This is a genomic window from Sutterella sp. (assembly GCF_052272535.1).
Lineage (GTDB): Bacteria > Pseudomonadota > Gammaproteobacteria > Burkholderiales > Burkholderiaceae_F > Sutterella.
Genome location: NZ_DAVZJY010000045.1, coordinates 1 through 13,159, shown reverse-complemented (window position 1 = coordinate 13,159; position 13,159 = coordinate 1). Strand labels below are relative to the sequence as shown.

Annotated in this window: 16 protein-coding genes; 1 reads left to right on the top strand and 15 read right to left on the bottom strand. The window is 56.0% G+C overall.

The genetic code is table 11. From position 1 onward, the window contains the following. On the bottom strand, positions 1-115 hold a 115-nt coding region (locus ACT6Y9_RS03990), incomplete at its 3' end, for a type II secretion system protein (RefSeq protein WP_443743584.1). A 179-nt stretch (positions 116-294) separates the two neighbouring features. Here ACT6Y9_RS03990 and ACT6Y9_RS03985 point away from each other — a divergent pair. Next, the gene (locus tag ACT6Y9_RS03985; protein WP_443743583.1) at positions 295-603 is read left to right on the top strand and encodes a GGDEF domain-containing protein; all 309 of its coding nucleotides are present in this window, start codon (positions 295-297) and stop codon (positions 601-603) included. Between the two features lie 51 nt (positions 604-654). On the opposite strand, the gene ACT6Y9_RS03980 is transcribed toward ACT6Y9_RS03985, so the two are convergent. The 14 genes from ACT6Y9_RS03980 to ACT6Y9_RS03915 form a co-directional block, all read right to left on the bottom strand. Further along, positions 655-1,167 (bottom strand): hypothetical protein, encoded by a 513-nt coding sequence (locus ACT6Y9_RS03980; RefSeq protein WP_443743582.1) that lies wholly within the window; start codon positions 1,165-1,167, stop codon positions 655-657. Then, complete coding sequence (locus tag ACT6Y9_RS03975) at positions 1,167-1,616, bottom strand: type II secretion system protein (RefSeq protein WP_443743581.1); 450 nt, start codon at positions 1,614-1,616, stop codon at positions 1,167-1,169. Before ACT6Y9_RS03975 ends, ACT6Y9_RS03980 begins: the two co-directional genes overlap by 1 nt. Next, positions 1,613-2,053, bottom strand: coding sequence for a hypothetical protein (locus ACT6Y9_RS03970; RefSeq protein ID WP_443743580.1), 441 nt, complete (start codon positions 2,051-2,053; stop codon positions 1,613-1,615). Before ACT6Y9_RS03970 ends, ACT6Y9_RS03975 begins: the two co-directional genes overlap by 4 nt. 52 nt (positions 2,054-2,105) lie before the next feature. Next, positions 2,106-2,573: a prepilin-type N-terminal cleavage/methylation domain-containing protein gene (locus ACT6Y9_RS03965; RefSeq protein ID WP_443743579.1), complete on the bottom strand. Its 468-nt coding sequence runs from the start codon at positions 2,571-2,573 to the stop codon at positions 2,106-2,108. A gap of 8 nt (positions 2,574-2,581) precedes the next feature. Then, positions 2,582-3,403, bottom strand: a complete 822-nt coding sequence (locus ACT6Y9_RS03960; protein ID WP_443743578.1) for a prepilin peptidase — start codon at positions 3,401-3,403, stop codon at positions 2,582-2,584. Between the two features lie 10 nt (positions 3,404-3,413). Next, positions 3,414-4,472, bottom strand: a complete 1,059-nt coding sequence (locus ACT6Y9_RS03955; protein WP_443743577.1) for a type IV pilus twitching motility protein PilT — start codon at positions 4,470-4,472, stop codon at positions 3,414-3,416. Between the two features lie 202 nt (positions 4,473-4,674). Beyond that, entirely contained in the window at positions 4,675-5,085 is a 411-nt protein-coding gene (locus ACT6Y9_RS03950; RefSeq protein ID WP_443743576.1) for a type II secretion system protein, read from the bottom strand. 61 nt (positions 5,086-5,146) lie between these two features. Continuing rightward, positions 5,147-5,572: a prepilin-type N-terminal cleavage/methylation domain-containing protein gene (locus ACT6Y9_RS03945; protein ID WP_443743575.1), complete on the bottom strand. Its 426-nt coding sequence runs from the start codon at positions 5,570-5,572 to the stop codon at positions 5,147-5,149. A gap of 44 nt (positions 5,573-5,616) precedes the next feature. Continuing rightward, positions 5,617-6,834, bottom strand: coding sequence for a type II secretion system F family protein (locus ACT6Y9_RS03940; RefSeq protein ID WP_443743574.1), 1,218 nt, complete (start codon positions 6,832-6,834; stop codon positions 5,617-5,619). A gap of 13 nt (positions 6,835-6,847) precedes the next feature. Continuing rightward, positions 6,848-8,566, bottom strand: a complete 1,719-nt coding sequence (locus tag ACT6Y9_RS03935) for a GspE/PulE family protein (RefSeq protein ID WP_443743573.1) — start codon at positions 8,564-8,566, stop codon at positions 6,848-6,850. A gap of 26 nt (positions 8,567-8,592) precedes the next feature. Next, entirely contained in the window at positions 8,593-10,158 is a 1,566-nt protein-coding gene (locus tag ACT6Y9_RS03930; RefSeq protein ID WP_443743572.1) for a secretin N-terminal domain-containing protein, read from the bottom strand. 4 nt (positions 10,159-10,162) lie between these two features. Beyond that, positions 10,163-10,723 (bottom strand): hypothetical protein, encoded by a 561-nt coding sequence (locus tag ACT6Y9_RS03925; RefSeq protein ID WP_443743571.1) that lies wholly within the window; start codon positions 10,721-10,723, stop codon positions 10,163-10,165. Beyond that, on the bottom strand, positions 10,720-11,271 hold the full coding sequence (locus ACT6Y9_RS03920; protein WP_443743570.1) for a hypothetical protein: 552 nt from the start codon (positions 11,269-11,271) through the stop codon (positions 10,720-10,722). Before ACT6Y9_RS03920 ends, ACT6Y9_RS03925 begins: the two co-directional genes overlap by 4 nt. Continuing rightward, a complete protein-coding gene (locus ACT6Y9_RS03915; RefSeq protein WP_443743569.1) occupies positions 11,271-12,902 on the bottom strand; it encodes a hypothetical protein in 1,632 nt (543 codons plus the stop codon). The genes ACT6Y9_RS03920 and ACT6Y9_RS03915 overlap by 1 nt, the downstream gene beginning before the upstream one ends. Between the last annotated feature and the right edge of the window lie 257 nt (positions 12,903-13,159).

Genomic DNA, 13,159 nt, shown 5'->3' with positions numbered 1-13,159 from the left:
GAATGCCAAGCAGAACGAGCACTAGAACGATTTCAATGATCGTGAAGCCCTGCTTCCTAGGCTGAGGACGCAGGATAGTGGCGAGGGGCCTTGTTGGAATAGAAATGGCCGACATGGAGTGAGGCGGGCATGAGAGTTGCAACCCTTTGAGTATAGGGTTTTCCCAGAAAAAGGACGAGACATGGCAAACTCCCATAGTGGGCCTATATTATACCATAGCTCCACGATATAGGAGAAAAAACGACGAGAAATCAACTACTTGTCGACTTCAGAGTCCTCGAAAGCAGCTATTTAGTGCTAGCTTTGGACGACTTTCAGGATCGTCACGGTGGCGAAGAGTTCTGCATTGTGCTCACGAACGTCACGCAGGCAACCGCCATGCTCGTCGCCAACCGATTATGCGCCCGCCTCCGCGAGATCTCGTGCGAAACCGGCATTGCGGTTCCCGACATTGAATCCGGCACCCCGCTCACCATTTCGGTCGGCGTGAGTTCGGCCACGCGCTTTCTGGGCGAAAAGACCTTGCCCGGACTGATTGCCGAGGCCGACACAGCGCTCTACCGAGCCAAAGATGCAGGGCGAAACTGCTTCAGAAACTGCTGAAAACCGAGTGCATTTACCGGTGATTTATGCCCGAAATCAGACACTTACGTACTACCCCCAATGAACGTAGAGATTGAGGGGGGCCTTTCGGGTCAGCTTCGTTCCGTCGACAAGCTCCAAATGCCAGATTAAGTCGTTCTTGGTCTTAATGCGCCAACCCATTCCGTCCACTGTAATGATCACCGAATTAATTTTTTTATTCGTGTAAAAGACACCCAGGGTATCAAACGACGAGGATCTAGAATTCTTAACAGTAACTTTGCCGATGCTGTTGAGCGCGGCGGCAGCCCTGTTCTCAGCCAGATCGGTCGTCTGAGTATTCGGAAAAGCTTCGGTGAATATCATTCCGTAAGCATCGAATCCGGAAGCAAACAACAAATCCGCTTCGACAGCATACTCGGCATCCCGACTTTCAACGAAGACCTGAGAATCCAGCATCGTCTTGAGAAAAACGGCAAGACCGGAAAAGAAAAACAGCACCGTAAGCGCGAAGATCAGAATGCTTCCTCTTTCACGTCCGAGGCGATGATTTATGACAGCGACCGTCATGACGCCGTTTTTCATTAGTCAGCCTCCCAGAGCGGATGGAATTCATAAACGATCTCGCCGCTGCCGGAACCCTGCAAGGCTGTGACAAGCCTGACTACCTTGCGATTGCTACTACCGACAGATTCGGAGCTGATCTCCCAACTGGAAACGCTCTCAAGAAAAACGGACTTTTCCCCGGATGTTTTCCAGTAGACAGTATCGCCCTCCCTAGGAAATTCGCTTTTCACTTTGTCGAGGTTTTCCAGCTTCGTCTTCTCCACCACCCGCTTCACCACAGCTGCGGCAACATGCACCTGGCTCGTGCCCGCGCTTTGGGTGCGAAGCGCCTGATAAATCCTGACGCCGTAAGCCATGGTTGCCGTAACAACTGCACCGATGAAGCCGGCAATCACAAGCGTTACCACGCACTCAAGAAGCGTAAAGCCTCTCTTAGATTGAGCGTTTTTTGAATATGCCTTTATCACTCGTTCTCCTTTGCCACTACCGAAACCGTGCTGATTTCGATTGACGTTGCATTGAGCTGAGGATACGCAAAGAGGCGGCGATAAGTATGGCCGTCGGCCTTGACGGTAACAAGCCTCAGAGGACCTGTCGATGAGGGGGGAGGCGGAACGGCAGCGTAATTCGTTCGCCCTTCAGTGTCCTGTCTGTCCTGATCCTTCTGAATTGACATCGGCATGACGTCTACAGTGACATCGCTCATACTCTTGCAGACGAAGGAGGCACCGCCATCAAGTTCGGCAACTGGACGTCCCTGAAAAGCAGCTTCAATTCTTGCCATGCAGTTTTCAGCCACCAGACTGCGGTTGTCTTGAGCCGTGCGCATCTGTACAACCTTGACCGCAGTGCCCAGAACCATGGCGGCCGTACCCATGGCAAGGCCCACAATGATGATCGTCATGACGACTTCAAGGAGCGCAAAGCCTGCCTTCGAACGAAGTCCGTTTCTTCGATCAGTTCTCATGGCCTTCCTCTTCTGGCCGCGTTCTTCCGATATAACCCGATTCATAGATCGTGAGCGAAAGCGTCTTTGACCTATCCTTAGACGCTAGATCAATCTTCACGCGCCCGCATTCCGAGCCGGAACATCGCCGACCAAAGTCGGCAAAATGCACCTCGCCCGGAGGTTCGAGAGACATCACGTCAGCATCCGACCACGTAAAGGTGCGAGTTGTTGAACCGTGCCAGCAGGTCGCACTATTAGTGTCAATCGTAAGCGTAGTCTCGCCATCTTGATACAGAAGCTGCTGATTGCGAGCGTAGACAACCGCCTCGCGAAGCCTGCTTTCAGACTCCATGAATTCGCTCTCGAAGGTGAAGTTCAGCTTCGGAAAATGAGCGGCAAAAATCGCGGAGAGCGCGCCCAAGAGCACCAGCACCAACACGAGCTCGAGAAGCGTGAAGCCTGCATTCCTTCTCATCCCGCACCTCAAATCGAAAGAATGAATTGAATCCAGAGGCGCCAGATGTCACGCCCAAAAAGGAGCGTCACCCATGCGGCGAGGCAGAGATAGGGACCAAATGGCATCTCCATGGAGCCGAGGCCTTCGGCGGACTTTCTCAGCAACGCCGCAACGGCAAAGCCCAGCACTGTAGCAAGGCCCGCCATGATGACGATGAGGGGCAGGAGCTCAGCGGTCACAAGAAAGCCGATCATCAGCATAAGCTTCACGTCGCCGAAACCCAGGCCTTCGATGCCGCGGCGGCGAAGATAAAGCACGCCCACGAGCCAGAAGACGCCGGCGCCCAGCACGCCGCCCAGCAATACATTCAGCCAGTCGTTGCCGAGCACGAAAATGGAAACAGGAAGCGCAATGACGGCGCCGCCCAGCGTGAAGCGGTCCGGAAGAATGGTTGACTGCGCATCGATGAGCGACATCACAATGAAGATCGCCGTCACGACCCAGCCCCAGAAGCAGGCGGCCGTCGGACCGTAAACCCAGCCGACGGCGGCCATGGCCGCACCGGTCATGAGTTCGGCGAGCGGATAGCGAATACCGATCTTGGCGCCGCAGGAAAAGCACTTTCCTCGAAGGCAAATCCAGCTCACAACAGGAATGAGCTCCCAGATGCGAAGCCTGTGCCCGCATTCGGTGCAGTGCGACGGCGGCCAAACAATCGACTCATTGCTCAGATATCGATCGGAAACAACGTTGAGAAAGCTGCCGATGAAGAGACCGAACACAGCACTGAAGATCGTCCAGTCGCTTCGCGGCACATAGTCGAGAATGGAGAGGAAGTCGCTCATCATGAATCAGAGGTCAGATGCGCTTGACATCCTTGAGGAAGTCGGGATCACGGGCGTAATGCTCGGCGGTTTCGCTGGAGATGATGCCTCGATCAAGCAGAGACTTGAGCGCATCGTCCATCGTGCACATGCCCTGGCCTCGGCTCGTCTGGATGACGTTGTTGATCTGCGGGGTCTTGCCTTCGCGGATGAGGTTGCGAATGGCGCCGTTCACCAGCATGATCTCCATGGCCTGAACGCGGCTTTTGATGTCGCATCGTTTCATGAGCGAAACGGAGAGGACAGCCTTGAGCGTGTCGGCGAGCACCATGCGCATCTGCGCCTGCTCGGTCTCGGGGAAGATCGAAATGATGCGGTCAACGGATTGAGCCGCCGTGCGGGTGTGAAGCGTGGAGAAAACGAGGTGGCCGGTTTCGGCGGCCTCGAGAGCCAGGCGGACCGTCTCGCGGTCGCGCATTTCGCCCACAACCACAATGTCTGCGTCCTCGCGAAGCGCTACGCGAAGAGCGGCCTGGAAACTGGTCGTATGAAGGCCCACTTCGCGCTGGCTCACCATGCAGCCGAGACTTTCATAACGGAATTCAATGGGATCCTCAATCGTGAGGATGTGTTCGCGGCGATGCTCGTTCGCGTAGTTGACGAGAGCAGCCGTTGCAGTCGACTTGCCGCTGCCGGTCGGGCCCACGAGGAGAACGAGACCGCTGTTGAGCATGGAAAGCTCGGTGAGCGAATTGGGAAGTCCGAGCTCTTCGAGCGTCGGAATGGTATTGGGAATTTCTCGGAAGGTAGCTGAGGCTCCGGCGAGCGTCTGAAAGACGTTCACACGATAGCCCGCAAGTCCGGGAACCTCATAGCGAAGGTCAGCCTCACCCTTCTCTTCGAGGATCTTCTTGTGACGTTCGGTGAGGATCTTGTCAAAAACAACCTCCATGTCCACAGACGTAAGCTCTGCATTCCCGACCGGTTCAAGCTCACCAACGACACGAGCCATGGGAGGTTCTCCCACGCAGAGATGGAGGTCGGAACCGTTGCGTTGATTGACGGTTCTTAGAGTGTTATCAAGATCAAACATTAAAGAGTCAGGGATTTCTATTACTATGGATTTTGTTTGCTCTGCAGCACTCGACAGTTATAAAAAATTGATCTGCTCAATTCGGTGCGAAATGTGCTGCACGAGACGTGATTGTGATTCAACTTCTCGCGCAGCTCATTTTCCTATTTGACAGAATCAGTCTTCACATTTGTTTGTAGACATCCGTCAATAATCGGATTGATTATTTCACCGGATTGTAGCAAGTCGGAAGAGCAATAACGACATCCGCAAGCCCCTTACCATCCTTGCTGAGCTTAAGAGTGAACTTACTGTCAGTATCAGCAACCGTCTCCGGATCTTTAACCATTGTGAACTTGTTCACAGCCACATCGGCAGCTTCGCTGAAAAGCTTATCCGCCTCTTCGATTGCGTTACCACGGGAAGTCGTGCAATTATTATTACCGAGAAGGTTCTCAGCAAAGCTGGCATTCAAACGAGCCTGGTATTCAGCCGCAACAGCCTTAGCAGTCTGCTTTTCAGCCTGGCTCTTAAGATCATAGTATTTCGGCAGAGCAACAGCGGAAAGAATACCGAGTAGCACAAGAACCATAACGATTTCAATCAATGTGAAACCACGAGTGTTGTTCTTCATTTATTAACTCCTATAAAAAACAACGTTGATAAAATATAAACAAGATCAAATTTTAATTTGATCAATGAGTAGTTGCACTTTGATTGTTACAAATAATAACACCAGAAGGTACAACATAAGTACGGCCCTCCGTACTATTTGCACGAACAAAAACTTTCATTTCCGGAGAATCCGTATAAATGACGGACGGATCCACAGAAATAGTGCCCGGCACATTCGGATCGTTCCAGGTATAACGACTACCAACCGTGTCAGCGGCTTTATATTTAGCATCCTGACAAGACATTCCTTCCAACATTAAAGCAGCGGTTTCACTATTAAATTCTGACTCAAACTGAAACGCAAGAGCGTAAACCTTTGCTGTTTCAGCTTTAGCCTCTAGATCATAGTACTTAGGAATAGCAACAGCAGACAAAATCCCAAGCAGCACCAGAACGAGAACTATTTCAATCAGAGTAAACCCTTTTTGTTTCCTTAAGTTGAACATTTAATCAGTTCCATTATTTATAAAGAAAGAAACGCCAATTTAGACTATTGAACCAACTTCACTAGATCCCACATTGGCAAGAAAATAGCCAACGCAAAGAAGAGAACCACAACACCTAGAGCCATAATCAGTATTGGACCAATCCACTCGGTTAACTCCTCTACTGCCAACTCGACTTCATTGTCATAGTGCCTTGCGAGGTCATTGAGCATCTCATCCAACTTACCGGAATGCTCACCCACCAAAATGAGATTTACCGCAAGCGGTGTGAAGCCTTTCACCGATTCAACCGCAGCCGCAATCCCGCTACCTGCTTGAATTTTTGACTTGATCCCTTCGAATTTCGTCTGAAAGAAAGCATTGTCAACCGTATCCCGGATGATGTCCAAACTGTTCAAAACAGAAAGCCCACTTCGCTGCAGAATGCTGAAAATAGCCGCAAAACGCGCAATGGCCGCCTTCTGGACAACCTTGCCGATCAGAGGAATCTTGAGCGCCATGCTGTCACGCCAAAACACTCCCTTTTCAGTCTTCATGAATGCCTTCCAAGTATAAATGAATCCGAAAAGCAAAGCTAGGATAACGAACCAATAATCCTGGAAGAACTGATTGAGCCACAACGCAAACTGAGTCGGCCACGGCAATTCGACCTTAGCAGCTTGGAAAATTGAGGCAAACTGCGGCACCACAAAATTGAGAAGCACGAGAAAGGCGATCACCATCGCGAATACAACCATCTTCGGATAGCGCAAAGCAGATGTAATCTGCTGCTTCGTCTTTGCATCATGCGCAAGCAAATATACCAGACGGTCAAGAACTTCCGGTAAAGCACCCGAGCTTTCGCCCGCCGCAATCATCGCGCAGTAGAGCGATGAGAACACATTGCGATTGGCCGAAAAAGCCTGATGCAGACTTTCACCCTCCAGCACGCGGCGCTGCATGTCGCCCACAACCCACTTGAACTGCTTGTTCTCAGCCTGATCATGAAGAATGCGCAAAGCCTCGGGCAGCGAAATGCCGGCCATGTAGAGCGTACGGAACTGCTGCGTAAAGAGGATCAGCTCCGATGTGCTCAGGCGCTTTTGGAAGAGGCGATGCCAATCCCAACTCGTCTTCGCTTTGGCTTCACCCTGAAGCTTCGAGACGACGAGTCCCTGCTCAAACAACTTGCGGCGAGCATCCTTTTCGGAATCCGCCGTCAACGTTCCGTTGAGGCGGCGTCCTGCGACATCGACGGCTTCGTAACGGTAGTCAAGCGGCATTTCTCAGTCCCCGTTACGCCATCGTGACGCGCAGCGCCTCTTCGCAGGTCGTTAGCCCTGCGCGAATCTTGTCCGCAGCGTCCCGACGCATCGTGTGAAGGCCGTTCTCAAGCGCACGACGGTAGACCGTCTGCATCGACTCGCCCTTGAGCACCATGTGGTTGATTTCCTCCGACATGGGCATCACTTCAAAAATGGCCGTTCGACCCGAGTAGCCAGTCCCGCCGCACTGCGGGCAGCCGGCGCCGTGATAGAACGGACCGTCTTCGGGCTTGAGGCCCAGATCGCGAAGCATGCCTTCGGCGGGCTCGTATTCTTGACGGCAGTTCGGGCAGATCGTACGAACGAGACGCTGGGCAAACGTGCACAAAAGCACCGACGTCACCAGATAGGAAGGCACACCCATGTCGACGAGACGATAGACGGCGGAAAGCGCGTCGTTCGTATGAAGGGTCGACAACACGAGGTGGCCCGTCATAGCGGCCTGCACAGCGATCTCGGCGGTTTCCTTGTCGCGGATTTCGCCCACCATGATGATGTCCGGGTCCTGACGCAGAATGCTGCGAAGGCCCGACGAGAAGGTCATGCCGGCCCTGACGTTCAGCTGGACCTGGCGCACGCCGGGAAGACGGTATTCGACCGGGTCTTCAAGCGTGATGATGTTCACGTCCTCGCGATTGAGCATCTTCAGGATGGCATAGAGGCTCGAGCTCTTGCCCGAACCCGTCGGGCCGGTCGAAAGGATCATGCCGTAGGGCTTGCGAATGCAACGGGAAATCGTCGCGTAATCGGCCTGATTCATGCCGAGCTTCGGGAGGTCGTAGATGATCCCGGAGCGGCTGTCCAGAAGACGAAGCACGATGTTTTCGCCGTACGTCGTCGGAAGCGTCGACACGCGAATGTTCACCTCGCGGCCCTCAGCCTTGACGGTAAAGCGGCCGTCCTGCGGAAGACGCGTTTCGGAAATGTCCATGTTGGACATGATCTTGATGCGGGACGCCACGGCCGAGCCCATGGAGACCGGAATCGTGGAGGCGCGGCGAAGCAGGCCTTCCACACGATAGCGCACCTTGATCTCCGTCTTTTCCGGATTGATGTGAATATCACTCGCCCCGGCCTTGAGCGCTTCGGCGATGATCATGTTGACGAGCTTGATGACGAAAGCTTCGCTCACGTCGCCTTCGAGCTCCTGGTCCTTCACGGCACTCTGAACCGCAGACTGCACGGGTGAGGCTTCAGCGCCGCGGGCAGCATTGTCAAGCATTTCGCCCACGGCGGAGTATTCGCCGTAGACAGCCGTAAAAAGGCGCACGAAGTCCGTCCTGAGACAGAGCACGGGCTCCATCTGGCAATGCGCGATTTCCTCGATTTTGTCCAAAGTCTGGAAGTCGAGCGCATCGAGAAGACCCACGTAGAGCACGCCGCTTCGCATGCAGAGCGGCACCACACGGTGACGGCGCGCGAAGTCGGCCGGAATCACCGTGCGAAGCTTCTCATTGATCGGAAACGCCTCGCGGTTGTAGACGGGCACCTGAAGCTGGCTGGCTACAGCCTGCAGCACCTGAGCTTCCGTCACGATGCCGGCGGAAACGAGATACTCGCCGAGACGCTGATCTTCTTCACGGGCGCGCCTCAAGGCATCCTGAAGCGCGTCGGCGGTTAGAAGGCCGGCAGCCACAAGCTGCTCGCCCAGACGCATCTTCACTCGACCGTTTTTGTTGAATTCAGCCATGATCGGACTCCTTCATCGGTCCGGGCTCAACGCCTGCCCGGCGTGAGCACAGCCGGAGACTGAGGAAGCGGGGCGGCGTGACGGCCGGATTCGGCGCGCGTCGGCAGAATGGTCGGCGTGATGAAGATCAGCACCTCCTCCATCGAGACATTGCGATTCGTGCTGCCGAAGGCATACTTGCCGCCCGGCAGATCACGCATGCCCGGAACGCCGGCTTCCTGATTCGTGCCCTTTTCCTTCGTAAGACCGGAGATGACGATCGTCTCGCCGCTTCTCACAAGCACGGTAGTTTCCGTCTGCTTCTTGACGATGTACGGATTGCCCTGAACGTTGCGGCTCGAATCCACTTCGTCCTTCTTGATCAGGACCTTGAGTTTGAGGTTGGCCGGGTCGATGACATTCGGTGTCATTTCAAGGCGCAAAACGGCATCCTCGAACTTGACGTTCGTATCGCCATCGTCGTCCTTGCTCACATACGGCACCTTTTCACCGTTTTCGGTGTAGGCCATCTTGTTGTCAAGCGTCGTAATGGACGGAGACGACAGAATGTTGAGCACGCCATCGCGTTCCATCATGTTGAGCTGAGCTTCCAGCACGGAGGTATTGCCAAACTTGAATCCGAGAACCCCGGCGCCTGATGACCCAACGAGATCGGTATACCCAAGTCCGAGCGGCATGCCGGTAATCGTGTTGGTACCATCACCCTCCAATTTCGAATTGCCGGAACCAGCGATGAACTTCTGATTCTTGAAGCGGCCGCCCCACTGCACGCCAAGCTCGCGGGCCTTTTCCTTCGTCGTTTCGACGATGTAGGCCTTCAGCTGAACCTGCGGACGCGGACGGTCGAGACTGTCGATCAAAGCAAGGATACGGGCCTGTTCGGGCGGCGTCCCTTGAATGACGAGCGCATTGTTGTGCTCGTCGATTTCAATGACGGCGTCCTTGTTGCGCGAGACGAAGCGCGTCAGGCTGTTCTTGAGCGAAGCCGCGTCGGAATAGCGGACGTTCACGACCTGCACCATCAGGTCGCCCGAATGAGCGGCCGTCTGGTACTGCTCGGAAAGCTGGTTGTTGAGCGTGAGAAGGCTCACTTCCTTCTGCTTGTCGGCAGCCGTCATCACCTGCAGGATCTTGCCCTGCCAACGGTAGTCGAGACCGTTGGAGCGAAGGATGGACTGGAAGACGTCGCACCAGCGGGCGTTCTTCACGTTGAGGCTGATCTTGTCCGAAACGCCGCTGCTCATCATGAGGCTCACATTGGCTGCGGACGCCATGGCGCGCAGAACCGACTCGACGGCCGCATTCTGGAGCTTGAGCGTGATCGGCTGATCAGGCAGCGCGCGGGGCGTGCCGTGCAGATTTGCAGACTGCTGCTTCATCAGCACGCGGGGTTCGGGCGCCAGATCCTCGAGCGCGGGCGAGAAGCCCTGACGGTCGACGGACTGGTTCTGCCAGTGCTGCATGAACGCATCGTCCTTGCTGATGCCGTCCTTGTCGCGGGTTGCGCATCCGGAAAGCACGAGCACCGCAACGAACGCGGCTGCAAGAGGACGCATGAGGCAGGTGTTGAGGTTGATGTTAAGTGCTTTCATTCGTTTAACGGACCGACTTGGCGGTCACTGGTGTTATAGGGTTGGGGTCGCCGGCTTTCGGCTCCTCGTGATTAGTTTCAAGATCCTGCTCGACGTAGTTGAGCGTTCGGCGCATGCCGGTGTCCGGAAGCTCCAGCACCACGGAATCGGCGCCGATCGACTTCACCACCTCTCCCGTTTCGGGGATCACGTCGCCCCTGGCGAATTCAACGCCGCCGAGAATGACGAGATGGGTGCGGCCCATATGGATAAAACCGTCGACCGAGATGAAGGGAAGCTTCTGACCGTTGCGCGCAAACTGCTGGCTCGCCGGCACCGCCTGAAGCGGGTCGCTCTTGAGCGGCTCGCCAGCGGCGGCGAGACGCCTGCGGGCTTCGGCATTGAGCGGCATGGCAGCCATTCTGGAACTCAGCTGAGCCACGGCGGCGCTTGCGGCCTCGGCCTTCGAATCCGACGAAACGACGGCCTTGAACTTGTCGAGCGACGAATAGAAGAAGTCGCCGGCCGCCACGATCAGGGCGACAATCACGAGTCCAAGGAGCTTTTTCTCACGAGAATTCATCACTTGCCCCCCAGCTCTTCGAGAAGGCCGAAACGAGCCCGGATCGTCACTTCATACTTGTTGCTGTCAGCATCGTCGCCCGCCGAAGCCTTGACGCGGCCGATGGACGAGATCCAGTCCTGGGAGCTCAGGCCCACGAGGAAGCGGCGGAAGCAGTCGGTCGAACCCTGAGCCTCGCCCTTGAGGCGAATGTCGCTCTTGCCCACAACGGAGATGGCGTCCGGCACGAACTGCGTGTTGTGCAGGCCCGCATCCTGAGCCACAATGCGAAGCGTCTTTAGAAGACCGCGCACATCCTTGGGCATGTCGTAGGCAGCCGCAGGCGTGAGAAGCTTTTCAGTCTCGACGCGGCGCGCCTTGAGGCTTGCCACAATCGGCGCAATCGTGCGGTGCGCGGAGATCTCATCGTTGACTTCGTTGAGCTCCATGCCGCGAGAAAGCTTGGCAAAGTAGAGGCCGCCCGCGAGCACAACGGACACGGCAAAGACGACGGCCATCACAAGGAGGCCGCCCAGACCGGCACCGCGCATATTCTTGAACACGTTCTTCATCAGAAGCCTCCGCTCATGCGAATGGCGTAGGCCACGCCGTTGTCCACGGAATCTTCCGTCACGACGGTCATCGTGCCGCCGCGGTTGAGTCCTTCAAGACGATTGATGAATTCCGCAAAGGAAGCCTCGCGCTCCTGCGCGCTGCCGTAGAGGCTTACGTGCACGACGACAAGCGTCTGCTCAGCCTTTTCGTTCCGGTCGCCGCGGGAAGACTTCTTCTTGTCTGCCGCAACGGCTTCACCTGCGGGCACGAGCTCGACGGATCGAATGTAGACGTCATCGCCGCGCACAGCTGCAAGCTCACCGAGAAGACTGGCGAAGCGGCGGCGCTCGAGAACAGCCACGCCACGGGCTTCAAGCGCCTCGAGGCGCTGCATTTCGCTGTCGACGGCACGGGCGGTGAACGGCGTACCGATGGCGGCAAGCTCACGACGGCTTTGTTCGAGCGCCCGGCCGTCTTCGACCCAGGAAAGGCCGCACCAGGCGGCAATGCCGAGCATGCAGACCGTGGCAGCGCCGAGCGCAACCATGCCGGCGCGCACGAGACGGCGCATCCTGGCGCGCATGCGGCGGTCGGCCGGCAGGTCCAGCAAGTTGGGCGTCGTCTCATTGCTGCAGGCAAGGCCCAGAGCTTCGACAGCCGCCACACACTTGAAGTTTTCCTTGATGCCGTGAATGTGATCTTGAGCACCCTCAACGAGGTAGGCGTCGGGCAGACGAACCTTGCACGGAATGCCGAGCTTGCTTTCCAGACTGCGGCCAAGCACCTGAACCACGGCGTGGTCGGCCGTAAGGCACAGACCCATCGGAGCAGCGCCGTGCTCGACGCGCTCGTAGTAGCTGAAGGTGCGCTCCAGGTACTTGATGGAGCGGTCGACACCCGCGTCGAGACTCGACGCGAGCATGTCGCCCTGCGTCTTCAGAAGCTCTTCGTCGGCGAAGAGCTGCTTGACCTTCAAACCCAGGCGCGCCCGGCGATCATCGGGCGATTCGTTCGAATCGTATTCTTCCGTGACGGAAAGGCGCTCGACGACATCGGCGAGGAACTGGTCCATGCCGACGTTGAAGTTGCGCTGAAGCGCGATCCTGCCGTTTTCGATGATGGTGAGAACGCTCTCCCCAGCATCGACCGTCATAGAGGCGTAGGTCGTCCAGCTTTCGTCGACGGGCGTGCGGCAGGCGAGAAGCGCCGGGGCGAGCTCCTGAGAGCTGAGCCCCGCGAGCCTGATGCCGGCCTTTTCAAAGGCGGAACGCCAGACTTCGCAGCCTTCCTGAGAGGCGCTCAAGGCGGTCGCGCGCAGAGAGGGCACGTCCGTGCCGGTCGAACGGCCGAGAAGACGGTAGTCGAAATTGGTTTCGTCGGGATTGATCGGAGAGACGCGGCTTGCGTTCAAAAGCGCAACGGCGTCCAGATCGGCATCCTTGACGACGGGAAGCGTCAGAACGTAAACGACAGATTCGGAGAGGTTCGCCCAGACATCGCATTCGTTTGGCTTGTCGACAACGCTGCGGATCACCCTGGCGGCAAATCCGGCCCTGTCTTCCGGGGCATTGCCGCAATCGGCGGGATAGGCCGCATAGGCCGCCCGCTCCATTGCGTCGATTCCCTCGCGGCTCTGCACAACAGTCACGCCGTCTCGGTCAAGCACAACGCCAGCCCTTACCCGGCCGCTTCTCGGAGCGACTCGGATGGCGGCGGATGCGGCAGCCTTGTCAGTACTGTTAGTCATTTATTGTGCTTGTGTTCTGAGAGTATGGAAGACTTTGTGTTTGAGGGGATTGTGGATGCTTGAGTAAGCATCCGAAAGAGGTTGATAACTAGCACAGATTGATCTATGTCGTCAAATTGCCTTCTGGACTATTCGTTGAGAAGGGGGAATGCATGAGC

Excerpts from the sequence above, each read along its gene's own strand:
- ACT6Y9_RS03965 (WP_443743579.1), bottom strand. The coding sequence starts at position 2,573 with ATGAGAAGGAATGCAGGCTTCACGCTTCTCGAGCTCGTGTTGGTGCTG.
- ACT6Y9_RS03960 (WP_443743578.1), bottom strand. The coding sequence starts at position 3,403 with ATGATGAGCGACTTCCTCTCCATTCTCGACTATGTGCCGCGAAGCGAC.
- ACT6Y9_RS03935 (WP_443743573.1), bottom strand. The coding sequence starts at position 8,566 with ATGGCTGAATTCAACAAAAACGGTCGAGTGAAGATGCGTCTGGGCGAG.
- ACT6Y9_RS03940 (WP_443743574.1), bottom strand. The coding sequence starts at position 6,834 with ATGCCGCTTGACTACCGTTACGAAGCCGTCGATGTCGCAGGACGCCGC.
- ACT6Y9_RS03980 (WP_443743582.1), bottom strand. The coding sequence starts at position 1,167 with ATGAAAAACGGCGTCATGACGGTCGCTGTCATAAATCATCGCCTCGGA.
- ACT6Y9_RS03920 (WP_443743570.1), bottom strand. The coding sequence starts at position 11,271 with ATGAAGAACGTGTTCAAGAATATGCGCGGTGCCGGTCTGGGCGGCCTC.
- ACT6Y9_RS03970 (WP_443743580.1), bottom strand. The coding sequence starts at position 2,053 with ATGACGATCATCATTGTGGGCCTTGCCATGGGTACGGCCGCCATGGTT.
- ACT6Y9_RS03955 (WP_443743577.1), bottom strand. The coding sequence starts at position 4,472 with ATGTTTGATCTTGATAACACTCTAAGAACCGTCAATCAACGCAACGGT.
- ACT6Y9_RS03950 (WP_443743576.1), bottom strand. The coding sequence starts at position 5,085 with ATGAAGAACAACACTCGTGGTTTCACATTGATTGAAATCGTTATGGTT.
- ACT6Y9_RS03930 (WP_443743572.1), bottom strand. The coding sequence starts at position 10,158 with ATGAAAGCACTTAACATCAACCTCAACACCTGCCTCATGCGTCCTCTT.
- ACT6Y9_RS03945 (WP_443743575.1), bottom strand. The coding sequence starts at position 5,572 with ATGTTCAACTTAAGGAAACAAAAAGGGTTTACTCTGATTGAAATAGTT.